The organism is Methylosarcina fibrata AML-C10 (assembly GCF_000372865.1).
Lineage (GTDB): Bacteria > Pseudomonadota > Gammaproteobacteria > Methylococcales > Methylomonadaceae > Methylosarcina > Methylosarcina fibrata.
In genome coordinates, this window is sequence record NZ_KB889965.1 from 1,713,869 (window position 1) to 1,728,448 (window position 14,580).

The window sequence follows — 14,580 nt, forward strand, 5'->3', positions numbered from 1 at the left end:
GCAGTCAAGGAGGCAGATTTCCCGAACCGCCGTTATTTCTCATTTATAGACGCAGTGGCCTTGAAAAAAAGCCGCGATATTTTTTAACCCCAGCATTTAAGAAGCTCTTATGGACAATGAAAAGGGAGATTCGGGCGCTACCCGATAAAGGCCGCGATACTTAATTAACAGTTACTGATCCTATAAGGAGAATCTATGAAAGTCATGGTGATGGTCAAAGCGAGCAAAAGTTCCGAAGCCGGAGAAATGCCGAGCGAAGAATTACTGACCGCAATGGGCCAATTCAACGAAGAGCTGGCCAATGCCGGCATCTTACTGGCGGGCGAAGGACTCCAGCCCAGCTCGAAAGGGGTCCGGGTGCGCTTTTCCGGAAACGGCCGAACGGTCAGCGACGGCCCTTTCATCGAAACCAAGGAATTGATGGCGGGTTATTGGTTATGGCAGGTCAAGTCGATGGAGGAAGCCATTGACTGGGTCAAGCGCTGCCCGAATCCGATGCCCGAAGACTCCGATGTCGAAATACGCCCTTTGTTCGAAGCCGACGATTTCGGAGAGGAATTCACGCCGGCGTTGCGCGAGCAGGAAGCCGGCGTCCGGGCGAAAGCGCTGGGGCTCGGCGCCGTCCGCTTTGCACATTACGACGAAAAAGTCATTGCCGGCCTCAACGAACGGTACACACTGGAAACCCGCAGCAACATCCCGATGCAATGGCGGCGCTTTTTGCCGTTTCTGGGCAATATTGCCGGGCAAAAAGACAGACTGGCTTACGGCGTGTGCCGATGCACCGGCGAGGACTGCAGTTTCGATTATCTGACCGGCGTAGAGGTCGATAATGATACCGGTCCATTGCCGGCCGAATTTTCTCGGGTTCGGATTCCGCAGGGCCGCTATGCCGTGTTTACCCATGCCGGGCACGTGAGCCTGATGCCGCAGACGATGGACACCATCTGGATGAAATGGGCGCCGGACTGCGGCCTCAGGATTGCCGATTCGCCCAGTTTCGTACGTTATACGGAAACCTTCAATCCGGCTACCGGGACGGGCGGGATCGAGATTTGCCTGCCTCTCGAATAAACCTCAAACCAAGCACTCTTTAACTCTGCATTTAACTCGAAGGAGAACCGATTATGCCTTATGTGGACGGCTTTTTACTGCCTTTGCCCATCGCCAACGTCGAACAATACCGGCAACTGGCCGAGGCCGCGGGAAAACTATGGATCGAACACGGCGCCCTGGCTTTTCGCGAGTGTATCGCGGACGACGTGGCGACCCAAGGAATGGCCGCTTTTCCGGACGTGATTAAAACCGGCGAAGGCGAAACGGTGGTATTTTCCTACATTGTTTTTCAATCCCGCGAGCATCGGGATGAAGTCAATGCCAGGGTCATGGCGGACCCCAGGCTCCAGAGCCTTTGCGATCCCGACCATCCTCCGTTCGACTGTAGCCGAATGGCTTACGGCGGATTTAAAACCCTGGTCGAACTTTAATCCAATAACGGAGAATAGCCTATGAACTATCTGATTGGGGCCGCTGCGGTGATCATCACCGCGATTTTGGCTGTATCGGTTTTGGCGTTAAGGAAACCGGATGAATTTGTCGTTCGGCGCACGAAAGCGATCAATGCCGCGCCTGAAGCCATATTTCCTCATATCAACGATCTGCGCCGATGGGAAGCGTGGTCGCCGTATCTGAAAAAATATCCGGCGATGAAAGGCCGCTACAGCGGAGCCGCAAGCGGAGCCGGCGCGGTCTACGAATTCGAAGGCAACAAGGAAGTCGGCAAAGGCAAGGTCACGATCACCGATTCCACCCCTTCCTCAAGAATTGCCCTGCAACTCGACATGATCGAACCCTTTGCGGCCAGAAACCAGGTCGAATTTACCTTGAAACCTAACGGTCATGACACGCAAGTCACCTGGTCGATGTCGGGAAAAAACAATTTTTTCGGCAAGATCGCCAGCGTGTTTCTCGACATGGACCGGATGATCGGCAAGGATTTCGACAACGGACTGAACGATCTGAAAATCATCATGGAGAAACAAGGCGGCCACGGATAACTTCGAAGACAGGGTGGTCACGCCCTGTCGATCCTTATCACTCAGGCCGGCTTGAGTATGCTCAGAACGGCCTGGGCCTGTTCGGCCGCTTCGCGTCCGAGATGGGTCAGGTAGCCGCCGTCTTCCTGGGTCAGCAAACCTTTGTGATAAAGCCGCCGGGTGGCTTCGATAACGCTCGGCTCGGCTGTTTTATGAACCTTGATGCCTTCCTGAGTGGTGGTGAGATTGTAGCGCACCAGCACGTTCAGCTCGTCGACAAGATCTTGGGTATAGGGCATGATAAATCCTCTTCGTTGATTGGCGACATAGCATAAAGCTATTTGCACGGAAGGAATAATTTTTTTAAACGTTTTTCCGCCGCCCGCCGGCAAGAGCCGAAAAGCGGCGGAAAGATCGGACGAAGACGGTTACAGAATAGCCTGTGGCCGGGATGGATCGGAGAGAAAATAATCAGGTCTTGTTAACCGAAACCAGGCTGGCCGGCTCCAGCAGCTCGGCGTCCAGTTCAAAATCGATGCGCAGGCGTTTGGCCGCCTTTTTGACTTCGTTCCGGTTTTTATAAGGACCGGCAATCACTTCATAGGTATCGTTTTTCTGAACCTTGCGGGCGGGAATCGGAGGCCCCTGGTGATTGAGCATGGCGACCAACTGCTGAGCCTCCACTTCATTATCGAAACTGGCCACGCGCATTGCCCAGTCGCTCTCCTTGAGTTCTTCGACCAGAGGCTGTTGGTACAGTCGGCCGGGATGCGCCAGTTGCAGGGCGTTTTGCGAAAGCTCGGCAATGTCGGGGCTCTGTTCCAGGACCGGCGTGGGCACGCCGTCTGCGCGCGTCAGGATGGCGTCGACTTTTTTCCAGTCGATGGCAACGCCTTTTTTATCGCCGATTTTGCGCAGTTGTTTCAATAACTGTTTTTGCAACTGTTTTTTGCTGCGGACCCATTTCGGCAAGGGCTCGTGGGCTTCCAGATAAAGCATGCCGCCGTCCCAGGCCACCAGGTAGGGTTGATGGACGATCCGCACCGGCAGGCCGACCGAGGTCTTCTTGAACAGCACTTCGATGTCTTCTGGATAAAGCTGCACGCAGCCGTGGCTGATCTGCATCCCGATGCCGTAGGGTTTATTAGTGCCGTGGATCAGATAACCGGGAATGGCCAGGCGCATCGCATACAGTCCCAACGGATTATCGGGCCCCGAACGCACCACGCTCGGCAGCTTGTCGCCTTTCAGCGCGTGTTCCCGGTGGATGGAAGGCGGCACATGCCAATTCGGATTCGCCGTCTTTTCGGCAATGCGGGTCAGCCCCATCGGCGTATTCCAGCCCTGGCGGCCGATGCCGACCGGATACGTATAGAGTTTGCCCGGCTCGTTTTTCGGATAATAAAAAAGGCGCATGTTGGCCAGATTGAGCACGATGCCCTTGCGCGGCGCATCGGGCAGAACAAACTGCAACGGCAACAGCACGCGGCTGCCGGTGGCCGGCGTCCAGGGCGGAATCGCGGCGTTGGCGATGCTGACGTCGTTGAAGCCCAGACCGTAGTGCCGGGCAATATCGGACAGGGTATCGTTTTCCCGGGTATCGACGACGGCCAGTTGCCCGACCATGTCCTGGCCGTCCGCCAACCGGAATTCATGGCTGGCGATGGTTTCTACCGTCGGTTTGACTTCCGGCATCACGGCGACCGGTTGCGGTTCATCGCCGAACAAACCGTTGAACGCCTGACAACCTGCCAAAAGACTGCTGAGCGAGATAATACTGAATAATAAAAGACGGGGGATCGGTGACTTATCGGTGTTGACCATAACGCTACGAACTATCTCTTGAGGAGCTGGAGTTGCCGGGAGCACGGGAGACCCGCATTATAAAGACGAACGGATTAAGGATAGATTAAAAAACTCCATTTCCTGAAGGAAAAAGCGCAGAATGAGCCCATCGGGAAATCAGGATTTTGTAAAAATTAACTCCTCGATAGGGTTGATCCTGTATGGAAGCGGCTCCCGACGAGGATTCGATTTCGGGAAGCAGCTTTTGGCCGAATTCTTAGAAGCCGGCCGCCGCAAAATCTAGCCAAAAATCTCTTCGAGAAAATTCTTCATGGACTGCCATGAACGGCGGTCGGCCTCCTTTTGATAGACGGTGCCGAAACCCGGATCGTTGGCCAAGGGATTGGTGAAAGCATGCATCGTATTGCCGTAGGCATGCAGTTGCCAGTCCGCTCCGGCCCGGGTCATTTCCTGCTCAAAAGCAATCACTTGTTCGACCGACACCATGGGATCGTCATGGCCGTGCAAAGCCAGGACTTTGGCTTTGATTCGATGGTTTTGGGTATGCTCCGGAGCGCCCAGCAAGCCGTGAAAGCTGACGACGCCCTTGACGTCCGCGCCCGATCGGGCCAGATCCAGCACGCACAAGCCGCCGAAACAAAAACCGATGGCGGCGATCCGTCCGTCGTCCACCCAGGGCATCATCTTGACCGCGGCCAGGGCCGCCTCCATCCGCCGCAGCAGCAATCGGCGGTCCTCCATGAAAGGCTGCATGAGCTTGGCGTTCTCTTCGGGCCCGGAACCGCGGACGCCCTTCCCGTACATGTCGAGCGCAAAACCCAGATAGCCCAGTTCGGCCAGTTTTTTGGCCTTGTCTGCGACAAAATCGTCTCGCCCACCCCAGGCGTGATTGATCAGCACGGCAGGACGCCGCCCGGAAACGGCATCGTCATAGGCAAAAAACGCTTCCAGCACGACGTCGCCGTCCATGTAGGATACGGTGTTCGACAGGATCGTCATCGATGAGCCTCCGTATTATGCAGTTGATTTGATTTTTCCCGCTTTCTGCAGCGCGGTCAGAAAGCCCTGGGAAGCCTCTTCCACCATGTCCAGCACCCGCTCGAAACCGTGGGCGCCGCCGAAGTAAGGATCAGGCACCTCTCGTATGCCCAGATGCGGCGCATATTCGAGAAAAAATTTGATTTTATCCTGATAAGGTTCGGGGCAGGAATGGATCAGTATCGAATAATTGTCCTTGTCCATCGCCAGCACGTAGTCGAAATTTTCGAAGTCTTCCGGCTCGACCTGACGTGCGCGCAGATGAGACAACTCGATGCCCCGCTCTTTCGCCGCTTTCTGGGAGCGCGCATCGGGCGCCTTGCCGATATGATAATCGTGGGTTCCGGCCGAATCGATCTCGAACAGATGGGTTAAATTTCGCTTGTGGACCAGTTGAGTAAACACCCCCTCCGCGGTGGGCGAACGGCAAATATTGCCCATGCAGACAAAGAGAACTTTAATTTTATTCATAATAAACAATAACATATATCAATTAACACCCCCAAAAATACACGCGTAAACAGCCAATTGCGATCTAATTAAAACAATAAGTTATGCAATTATTTTGGGGAAGGATTTATATTTCACATGGCATTATAAGGTATGTTAAATCCAGACCCAAAAACCTTCGAGCTATTGTCAAATCTGGTGTTCAGTTGTTGATCAAGCGGCGATCCGGTCAGTAGTGACTACTTCAATGCCGTCCTTGAATGGGACGCCAGTAATCACTTTGGCGAGATAATCGAACCCTCGTTGGCGTCGCCAGGTTTTCTCGGCCGATTGCCCTAGCTTAAACAGCATGTGCAACATCCCGTCCCGCGAGAGACAACCTTTAGCCCGCTGCGTCCGATGTCGAATCGTGGCGAAGGTCGATTCGATCGGATTGGTGGTGCGAATACTTTGCCAATGCTGAGCCGGAAAATCGTAGAACGCCAGGAGTTCGTCGCGATCTCGTGACAAACACTCAACCGCCTTGGGATATTTGGCGTCATACAGCGTGGCGAACTGGTCGAACGCGCACTCAGCGTTCTTCTTGGTGTCAGCCTGCCAAATGTCGTACAGCGACTGTTTCATCTTGGGCTGTACTGATTGCGGGACGCGGTTCAGGACGTTGTTCATTTTATGGACCCAGCAGCGTTGTTGCCGGGTGTCGCTGTAGACCTCATCCAGCGCAGCCCAGAAACCCATCGCCCCGTCGCCGACTGCGAGTTTGGGACTGTTCAAACCGCGCGCTTTCAAGGCCAACAGCACCTCCCGCCAACTCTGCGTCGATTCGCGTACCCCGTCTTCAATGGCTAGAAAGCGTTTCTCGCCACGCTCATTAACGCCAATAATCACCAAGGCACACAGCTTGGCATCTTCCGCGCGCAAGCCGCTGTAGATGCCGTCGGCCCAGAGGTAGACCCACTGATCGCGGTCCAGGCGGATCTTTCGCCAATCCGCATATTCCGCCGCCCACTCGCGTTTTAACCGCGCCACGGTGCTGGCCGACAAACCCTTGGCTTCCGGACCAACCAGGACTTCCAGCGCCACTTCCATTTCACCGGTAGAAATGCCTTTCAGGTACAGCCAGGGCAAGGCTGCCGATAAGGAACGGGTTTTGCGCACATACGGCGGCACCAACGCAGAACGGAACGTGGCGCTTTGGCCGTCTTTCGCCCGGACTTTCGGAACCTTTACTGACACCGGCCCGATGCCGGTCTGAATCTCCCGCTCCGGCTGGTATCCATTGCGGACGACCGCTGCTCGGCCCTCGGGCAACCGCCGTTCGCTCAGGGCTTCCATGAAAACGGCTAATTCCGCTTCGATGGCTTGCTCGATCAGCTTGCGAGCCCCTTGCCGGATCAGATCGGTCAACGGATCGGCGTTCTCTTCTCGACTCGACAGATCGATTACATTACTCTTCTTCATCGTGGCGTATCCTTTGGCTTGATTGTTTTGTTTGGTCACAAGTAATCAACCAGATACGCCGCTTCTCTTCAACTACCAAACACCAGATTTAGTTATAACTCGGAAAACCTTCGCTGAGTGCCCAATTACAGATGATTTCGTGAGCCTCAATGCCATTGCATAAAAATGAATACTTCAACTCACATCTTCAGCTAAGGAGTCAATGAACTATTCAAACCCCGTGCACTACATCACTACCAGGAAGTAGTTTTTCAAAAATAGCCCATCAACTCAGCAATTTCTGCCGACTATCTAGATCCGCCTGCCGCCATCGGCGCGCGGATTTCGGCCTAAGCCCTCTAGCAATGGCAGCCTGAACAGGTATAAATTCGTCAACCCCAATCAGCGTTTACCTCAGAATATTGCTTTTTTGATCAGTAATTCGGATAGTGCGCGATTGCCAAACTAATAAAAACGCTGATCAGAACAGCAATAGTCGGAATAATGGGTAACGGTATTGGGATAGGACAAATCAACCATAAAACCAGCATGCAACTTAATGCTAAAAGCATGTGTGCCGATGTGTTGTAAATAGGGGGCACAGGAGATGTAAAAGTCTCCGATTTCAGCCGTCTTTCAAAAACTCCAGCAAAGAAACCCATAACTATAGGGATCACTAACCAGCTTCCCCACTTTGATAAAATGACCATTCTTAAGGCAAAGCTGTAGGCTTGCAGTTTAACTGAAGCAGCCCAATCCCCAGGAATATCGGCGATCGCCTCTCCGATATGATCGCCACTATTTCGGTATTTATCCGAATCGTCATGTCGATCCCTGAAGTTATTGGCGAAAGTTGAAACCGAGGTAAGATTTTTTTTGTATAAATCAATTATTTCTTTATTGATTTCTTCTCTTTCTCCCAAAATGCTGATTGCTGAATTGTAATCGGCTTTTATATAGTTTGAAATTGTCTTGGGATTCAATAGCGCTGGGAGTAACAGCGGTGTAAAAAACATAATCATCAGCCATATGAGGAAATGTTTTCCCATCCACGTTATTCCAGTAATCCAGCTAACTTTAACTCATTCATGGTAAACACCCTTGAAGCGCATAGTAATTCGCTTTGGGCGCTGGAAAAGGCGCTGTGTGGCTCCTTGACCCATGTCAATTCTTCGCTGGTTGTCGATTTCACGATTTCATCCAAGTAACCCTCAATGCTTGGATCGTATATTGTCCACAGGCCACTACGTTTGATCATGAGCGTCAAACCAAGGCACTGAACCAATTCGGCCGAAACTCGCGTGATAAATGCTTTTTGTTCAGTCAGATCGTTGTTATCTCTTGAGATAGATTTTTCAGCCTCCGCAAAGCCAGCGTTGAGACAATTAACCAATAAACTTTCACCGTCTTTCCTATGGTCTGGCCAATACAGTGTCAACAATGAGGTTAATCGCAGCGAAGCTTCCCGAAGATTAGGCCATCTCGTAAATAACTCCTGAGAGCTGGGATAGCGTTTCGTTGCCCTGCAGGCCTTTTTCATTTCAATCGAAGCTGATTCAAGCGGATGTGGCAAAGGTTTTTTCAAAAAAATTATTTCGGCTGACTGATCATGCATGTTTTTAATCCTAATGGGTAATGATGGGCAGTCGTCCCTTAATGACCCTGCCGCCGGCGATTGATGCAATGTAATGAAAATTGGGCAGGTGCCCGAGAAGATGTTGCGGGAATAAATCATGCTCACCGAAGCTCAATGATTGCCCACTATTCCCAGAATAATTGATGATGTTTTCGGAAGAATTTACCGCGCTTGACATATTTTGTTGCACGGTTTTGATATAGGTTTGTCCAAATGTTTCCACAACAAATTGTTGGGTGTCGCCGTCCTTGATCCGGAGCGTGATAAGATTATTGCAGTTGCCGACGACCTGTCTGGCTCTTGCCTCGTCTCCCAGTCTGGCCACAATATCGGGTAACGTTTGTGTCGCCATGACAACCTGAAAACCGGCGCCGCGGCCTTTATTAAGTATTTGGATAAACGGCAAATTGACGACTTCGGCCGCCTCATCGACAAACATGGAGATTCTGCCTGGCTTTTTCCCGCTGTTGTAGATCATCCCGGCCACGGATGCGAAGTCAGCCAGCACTATCGAGCCAATTGCTGAAGAAACAATGGAATCGGATAAGGAATCTAGCCCTACGTATAAGACATGCTTACCGGAAATGATCGTTGATGTATCAAATATCTGTCGGGAATCGCGGGTGTCATCTTCGTTTGGCGATAAAAGTTCACCCAGGTCTCCAGATGTCAACATATTTAGCACTGGGATAAGAGAGGCGATCATCTTCGAAAAATGAAGCCGGTTGTGTTCGACAAGTGACAACAATCCATCGATCCCTTCAGAACCCTTAGGACCGTTGCTCATCGTCGCGCGATACCATTCAATCGTTGCCAGCCAATCTGGATTTGTAATTGTCTCCATTTTTTTCGCTTTGCCAGCCTTGGCCTTGGTAAAGAAGGGTTCCGCGCTACCCTCTTTCCAGTTAGGCTCAACGCGGTCCGCATGTGCCTCGATGGCGTGTACCAATAATGATTCCGCCCCGCCTTCTATGTAATACCGCAATTGTTTGATTGAGGGACGTTTACCCGTTTCAAGAAGACCTTGTGCGACCAGATTTAGCGCCCTGAAAGCAAATGCGGTAAACGCATCTGATCCACCGGTCTGTGATGGGAGTAATGCGGCTATCCTGGACGCAATTTCAGTTGTACGAGTGAAGTTCCGCATTGGATCCAAACGGACTGAAGATTTAGGGAATGCCGGATGAAAAAACAAGAATGAATCATCTCGTCCTGCCCTTGAGCATTCGAGTTCCATGCGATCACGCAATTCTTTGTCGCCCTTTGGATCGATCATAATGACTGTATCGCCCCGGTGAATGGCTTGGGTAACCATTACTTCGTAAGCCCTCGTTTTTCCGGCACCCGTGGTGCCAAACATGATGGTGTGACCTTCAAGCGATTTAAGCGGAATCAAAACGTCTTTTTCTTTTCCTAAGTTCAAACCATGAATCCAGGGGCTCCCAGGACTCTCTTGGTCATGGTTTATTTTGGCGCCCGACAACATATAATCGACTGCCCGTTGAGTATGAATAGGCATCCAGTCGAATCCCCAGCCAAACCACATTTTTTCTGGCTTGCCCATTTCCAGGAGTTTTTCGACATCCATAAACGTCAGCATTTCGCCAACTTTTCCACGCCCAACTAAATCAAGACCCTTGATAGCAGACTGGAGAGCCATGAATCCAAAACACAACCAAGGAATCATCATTGAGTTTCCACCAGGCAATACAATGTATCCGGCAAATGACGTTGCGGTAGCCACAAACCAAGCAGCGGCGATATACAATTCGTAGGGTTTGCGTATATAAGGATCGTAGTTATTTGCCATTCACTAAGTCCGCCTTTACCAGAAAATAACGCGATTGAGGTTTTCCTGAGCTATCAAGGCCCGTTTCATAACCATCGATCATTTCAAGTAAACCAGCTGCTTTCAGTACAGATATGCAGTCTTTCAGGTCCATTTTTGTATCTTTCAATCCGATTGATTTAATTTTTGTTATCCCGCCTGGTTGTGACTCAAGATATTCAACGGGTAGTTTTTTTAGTCTATTTAAAATTAAACATGCTCTTCCTGATCCATCATCGCTTTTTGCGTTCTCTTTCTCTTTTGCCTTTTTACCCAACAAGCTATCTAACTCGGGTGAATTTGTTTTTCCTGCTTCTTGTTCTTTATGATTTGACTTGATTTTTTTAGGCTCATTTTTTGATGAACCAATTAAAGAACCTAAGAGATCTTCAGTGCCGTTATCGTCCGTAGTGATTTTCTCATTGGCGTCCTGAATCGTTACTTGATTCTTTTCGGGTATTTCTGCCTTCTTGTCACTCTCAAAAGTAAGTTCACCATATTCGAATTCTTTTGCGGGTAGATAGTCGGCCGCATAATCATCGTCATAATTGTTTATTGCCAAGGTATCTGTATGGCTTGTGTTATCAGAACTAAATTCATTATTTCTTTTATTATTTGAATTCCTCTTGGTTTTGTTTTTTGTTTGAGTTATTTCAGGTTTTTGAAAAAAAATGCTCGTATCGATTAATTCATCATAAGTTGGCAAGACAGTCTGCATACCACCATCTGCATTAATATCGGTATTTTGGGGCTCGTCATTTTCATCGGTCCCTTCTTGGTTGTGATCTGTTTTTTTCTCTTGTGTATCCTCGATTTTTTCCGAATGAATTTCGTCGAATTGATCCTTCGATGTATGTTCATGAGCTTCACTATTAATATTTGATTGGTCATGTAATTCAATTCGATCTTCCGAATCTTCGTTGTCATCAACTTTGATCCGAAGATTTCCATCGATCGGTTTATGTTGAGTTTTTACAAACAGAATTTCATACCGGGCTAATTTAAGCGCTTCTAGATGCTTCTTTTCTTTGCTCTCGGCTACAGGGACACCAATATCAAACAAATATCCACCAAGTCTATTCTTCTCAATAATTTCGGCATCAAGGAGGATATCGGCCAATATCTCTTGCGTACTCGGAATAAATGGGCATTCAGCAGACTTTAATTGAACTTGCATATCGTTTGCTGCCAATGGCCACACCAGAAACACCCCGTCCTGACCGTGCCAAATACGGCCATTCTCATCATTGGGTACCCAACGTTTTTTCTGAACCAAATGCCGCATGGCATCGATCAACCAGGGTTCCAGATGCATGCCCGCCAATGGTTTGCCATAGCGATCCGCATAACTCCATTCGTCTCTCTCCATGATTTTGTATCTCACTGTGTCAACGATGTTAGCCAGTGGGTTGCCATGGTCTTTTTGATCTTGTAATGCTGCGTAGAGCGTTTTGTAAATTGCCTTTTCACCAGTGGCAAAAATATCCGTTTGTTCCTTCTGAATGGATTATCCTGCCATGATATAAACCGTTGACCGATCTTCCTTATCGCTCCATCGAATGTGATAGCGTTTCAATTCATTTCTTTGAAGCCATTCATAAAGTGATTCAGCACCTGGTCGCCATTCAATACCCTTATCCTCGGCATACACCGATATTTTGGATATGGCGGTAATTGCCTCGCTAAATAAGCCTGCCAGGAACGCAGCGTGAGTCCAAAGCGATTCTTCTTCTTTTCTTATTTCAGGCGTTGCTCGTGTCAATATTCTTCGTTCTGCGTACCTGATTGAAAACAGAGAGACTTCCAGGCAGAAAGAAAATAATCCTCCCAACAACTTGAAATGATTTTTCTCGGAAGCAGGCAGCAAGTGCGTCATTTCAGCAAGATGCCTTATCGGGGACATGATCTTTTTTTCTACTTCATCCTTGTTATGTGCTCCAGCCAATCCTCTTGCCAAAATGATTTGCTTGATCATTTCCTTATTTTTTTCGATCAGCAAATCAGTGGGAATAACGGGTATACCAGTCGGGAAGCCTGGCAATCTCTGTGAATATTCCTCAAAGACATCCAGACTAATTGACTGGGCATTTACAACATCTGATTTCTCAAGATTTAACTTGCTACGTGCAGGCTTTTTTTTCTTAAAAATCGCAGCAATTTTTCTGATCATTATTTATCCATGAAACTTGATGTAATGGTCGATGAGATTCTGAATATTCCGACGCATCGATATGGGATCGATGGTGTTTCTGAACTCTATGTCTACCGTTCCATTCGTGCCGGCCGAATCCAAATGAATGGTGCCAATTCCCATCAATCTGTCTAATACGCCTTGTTGAACACCAATTGTTTTTATATCGCCAAATCGTATTTGTACTTGGGACTGAGCAATAATCCCCTTTTTGAGGATGATGCCATCATCGTCAATGTAAAGTTTTTCGGCAAAGTAGCTGTAAATAAACCTCATTCCATAAAGGAAGAGGAATACACCGCTCAATCCTAGTAGATCGCCAATTCCTTTTAAATTAAGCCATTCGGGAATCGTTTCGATGCCAAAGCAATAAAATACCCAACCCATAACCCTGTATGGGTTCATGATTAGCAAGCCTCCTAGAATTATTTCCAAATAATTTGTTACAAATCCTCGCCAAGCTTGACGGAACTCGCAGGATTTGAACTCGTTTTCTGTTTCGCCTTTTTTATTTGATTTTTTGATGCTTGATTGAATCCGATTTGCCGTAAAGCCCAAATGGTTATCGGGCATTACGGTGTATTCGTCGCCCGTTTCCCGTAACAACAATTCGCACATGTCCATCGCATCGTCGAAGCTTGCAAACGAATTCATCCTTAAATTCATCAGTTTGTTTTTTGACATGACTGGTTCTCCTGAGTGCTTGGTTCTCATTTAATTAAGCTGCATTCAATTTGGTTTAGTTATGAACTCGTGAATTCGGAACTCTGACCATCGTAAATCGCGATCGCGTCTCGCCCTTGTTGCTCATTTGTGCACCGATGACTTGAAATGGCTTGATGTATTGCATGTATTTTGATTCCACCTTCATTTTTCTTACTAAGTTGTCCCAATACATTTGATCGACACCCAAGACGATCTTTGTGGCAACGTTTGAAAAAAAGTCTTCAGAAAAATGTGTAGGCGATTGGCTCGCGCAAATAAGGCCAAGGCCAAACTTCCGACCTTCTTTAGCAATGGTGTTCAGGATGTTGTTTTCATCCTCGCGGAAGAATAAATGGGCCTCATCTATGATCATGATGTCCCGCAACATACCTTCATCCTCCCTTCGAACCGGGCCTCTTTCGAGTGCAGATGAAAAAATTTCTTGGAGCCTGAACTCAACAAACATTCGCTTTTCATCTTCACGAAGTGCTGTGATGTCGTAGTGCCAAACTGGATTTGATGGATCGAATGGTGGTTGCTGATTCTTGAATATCCCGCTTGCTTTGAGATTTTCGAATCGCTCAACAACCGATTTCAAAACTTCTTTTGATTCATATTTGATGAAGTCTTCCAGTTCCTTGCCGGTTTCCAGGTTCTCTATGTAAGCTTTATAAGACTTGATCGCTTTTTGACGCAGATCCATCGCTTTCTCTAGCAAATCGCCATCAGGCTTTGCGCCAGGCGCTGAAAGCTGCTTGTTTATTTTGTAGAGCTTCGTTGTGATTTTGTTTAGTTCTTCCAGAGCTCTTCCAGCTTGTGTGTCACTTCCAATAATGAGCTGTTTGAGTTTGACGAATGCGTAACGGCAAGCGTCATCCATGGTTGGGTAACGTTTTGGGTATTTACGATCAATTCCATCATGCAAAACCCAGGATTTGTAATTGTCAGCATAGAACCCGTTGGCTGCATAGAGATCGGTAATTAAATGCCTCATGACAGCTTCTTGCCTTGAACCGATGGGACGGCATCCATTAATTGTTGCAATAAAGTCTTGTACACGCTTTCTCACGCCACCGAAATGACGATCCTGACTTACTACAAATGGATTTAGCCCGTATTCTGTGGATTCCGAGAACCTGACGGACGATGTTCCGCTTAGATCGATATCGCCATGCACGTCCATGATATGAATTCGTGGAGCGGGTGAAAAGTGATGCATTTGTTGAATCACTCTTCGCAAAAACGTGGTTTTTCCCATGCCTGTTTTTCCCATAACCAGCATATGGGCATTCACCAGGCAATCGAAATCGCAAAACACCGGGGAGGCTTGATTTTTTGACAAGAGATAATCATCTTGTCCGAGCTCTATCTTCATTTGGTCAACATCAAGTAATGATGTTGCTATTCTAAAAACGCGTTTGTGCTTACATCGGGGTGAAAGGCGCGATTT

The 14,580-nt window shown here is 48.5% G+C and carries 13 protein-coding genes and 1 pseudogene; 3 read left to right on the forward strand and 11 right to left on the reverse strand.

The window, feature by feature from the left end:
• Nucleotides 1-195 precede the first annotated feature (195 nt).
• From A3OW_RS0108190 to A3OW_RS0108200, 3 genes are read left to right on the forward strand one after another with little or no spacing between them, the layout of a single operon-like run.
• Nucleotides 196-1,074, forward strand: a complete 879-nt coding sequence (locus A3OW_RS0108190; protein WP_020562947.1) for a GyrI-like domain-containing protein — start codon at nt 196-198, stop codon at nt 1,072-1,074.
• Between the two features lie 53 nt (nt 1,075-1,127).
• Nucleotides 1,128-1,487, forward strand: coding sequence for a DUF1428 domain-containing protein (locus tag A3OW_RS0108195; RefSeq protein WP_020562948.1), 360 nt, complete (start codon nt 1,128-1,130; stop codon nt 1,485-1,487).
• 21 nt (nt 1,488-1,508) lie between these two features.
• Complete coding sequence (locus A3OW_RS0108200; RefSeq protein WP_020562949.1) at nt 1,509-2,057, forward strand: SRPBCC family protein; 549 nt, start codon at nt 1,509-1,511, stop codon at nt 2,055-2,057.
• A 41-nt stretch (nt 2,058-2,098) separates the two neighbouring features.
• Here A3OW_RS0108200 and A3OW_RS0108205 read toward each other — a convergent pair whose 3' ends face one another.
• From A3OW_RS0108205 to A3OW_RS0108265, 11 genes and pseudogenes are all read right to left on the reverse strand, one after another.
• Nucleotides 2,099-2,335: a TIGR02647 family protein gene (locus A3OW_RS0108205; protein WP_026223420.1), complete on the reverse strand. Its 237-nt coding sequence runs from the start codon at nt 2,333-2,335 to the stop codon at nt 2,099-2,101.
• Between the two features lie 172 nt (nt 2,336-2,507).
• Nucleotides 2,508-3,860, reverse strand: a complete 1,353-nt coding sequence (locus A3OW_RS0108210; protein WP_020562951.1) for a L,D-transpeptidase family protein — start codon at nt 3,858-3,860, stop codon at nt 2,508-2,510.
• 261 nt (nt 3,861-4,121) lie between these two features.
• Complete coding sequence (locus tag A3OW_RS0108220; RefSeq protein WP_020562953.1) at nt 4,122-4,841, reverse strand: dienelactone hydrolase family protein; 720 nt, start codon at nt 4,839-4,841, stop codon at nt 4,122-4,124.
• A 15-nt stretch (nt 4,842-4,856) separates the two neighbouring features.
• A complete protein-coding gene (locus A3OW_RS0108225) occupies nt 4,857-5,351 on the reverse strand; it encodes a low molecular weight protein-tyrosine-phosphatase (RefSeq protein ID WP_033412272.1) in 495 nt (164 codons plus the stop codon).
• 192 nt (nt 5,352-5,543) lie between these two features.
• Nucleotides 5,544-6,791, reverse strand: coding sequence for an IS256 family transposase (locus A3OW_RS0108230; RefSeq protein WP_026223421.1), 1,248 nt, complete (start codon nt 6,789-6,791; stop codon nt 5,544-5,546).
• A 413-nt stretch (nt 6,792-7,204) separates the two neighbouring features.
• Complete coding sequence (locus A3OW_RS0108235) at nt 7,205-7,819, reverse strand: DUF4400 domain-containing protein (protein ID WP_020562956.1); 615 nt, start codon at nt 7,817-7,819, stop codon at nt 7,205-7,207.
• A gap of 5 nt (nt 7,820-7,824) precedes the next feature.
• Nucleotides 7,825-8,385, reverse strand: a complete 561-nt coding sequence (locus A3OW_RS0108240) for a hypothetical protein (protein ID WP_020562957.1) — start codon at nt 8,383-8,385, stop codon at nt 7,825-7,827.
• A gap of 10 nt (nt 8,386-8,395) precedes the next feature.
• Nucleotides 8,396-10,216 (reverse strand): conjugative transfer system coupling protein TraD, encoded by a 1,821-nt coding sequence (gene traD, locus A3OW_RS0108245; RefSeq protein ID WP_020562958.1) that lies wholly within the window; start codon nt 10,214-10,216, stop codon nt 8,396-8,398.
• Nucleotides 10,206-12,404, reverse strand: a pseudogene (mobH, locus tag A3OW_RS0108250) (MobH family relaxase). Before mobH ends, traD begins: the two are co-directional and overlap by 11 nt.
• A 3-nt stretch (nt 12,405-12,407) precedes the next feature.
• Nucleotides 12,408-13,109, reverse strand: a complete 702-nt coding sequence (locus tag A3OW_RS0108260) for a PH domain-containing protein (RefSeq protein WP_020562961.1) — start codon at nt 13,107-13,109, stop codon at nt 12,408-12,410.
• A gap of 55 nt (nt 13,110-13,164) precedes the next feature.
• Nucleotides 13,165-14,505: an ATP-binding protein gene (locus tag A3OW_RS0108265; protein ID WP_020562962.1), complete on the reverse strand. Its 1,341-nt coding sequence runs from the start codon at nt 14,503-14,505 to the stop codon at nt 13,165-13,167.
• Between the last annotated feature and the right edge of the window lie 75 nt (nt 14,506-14,580).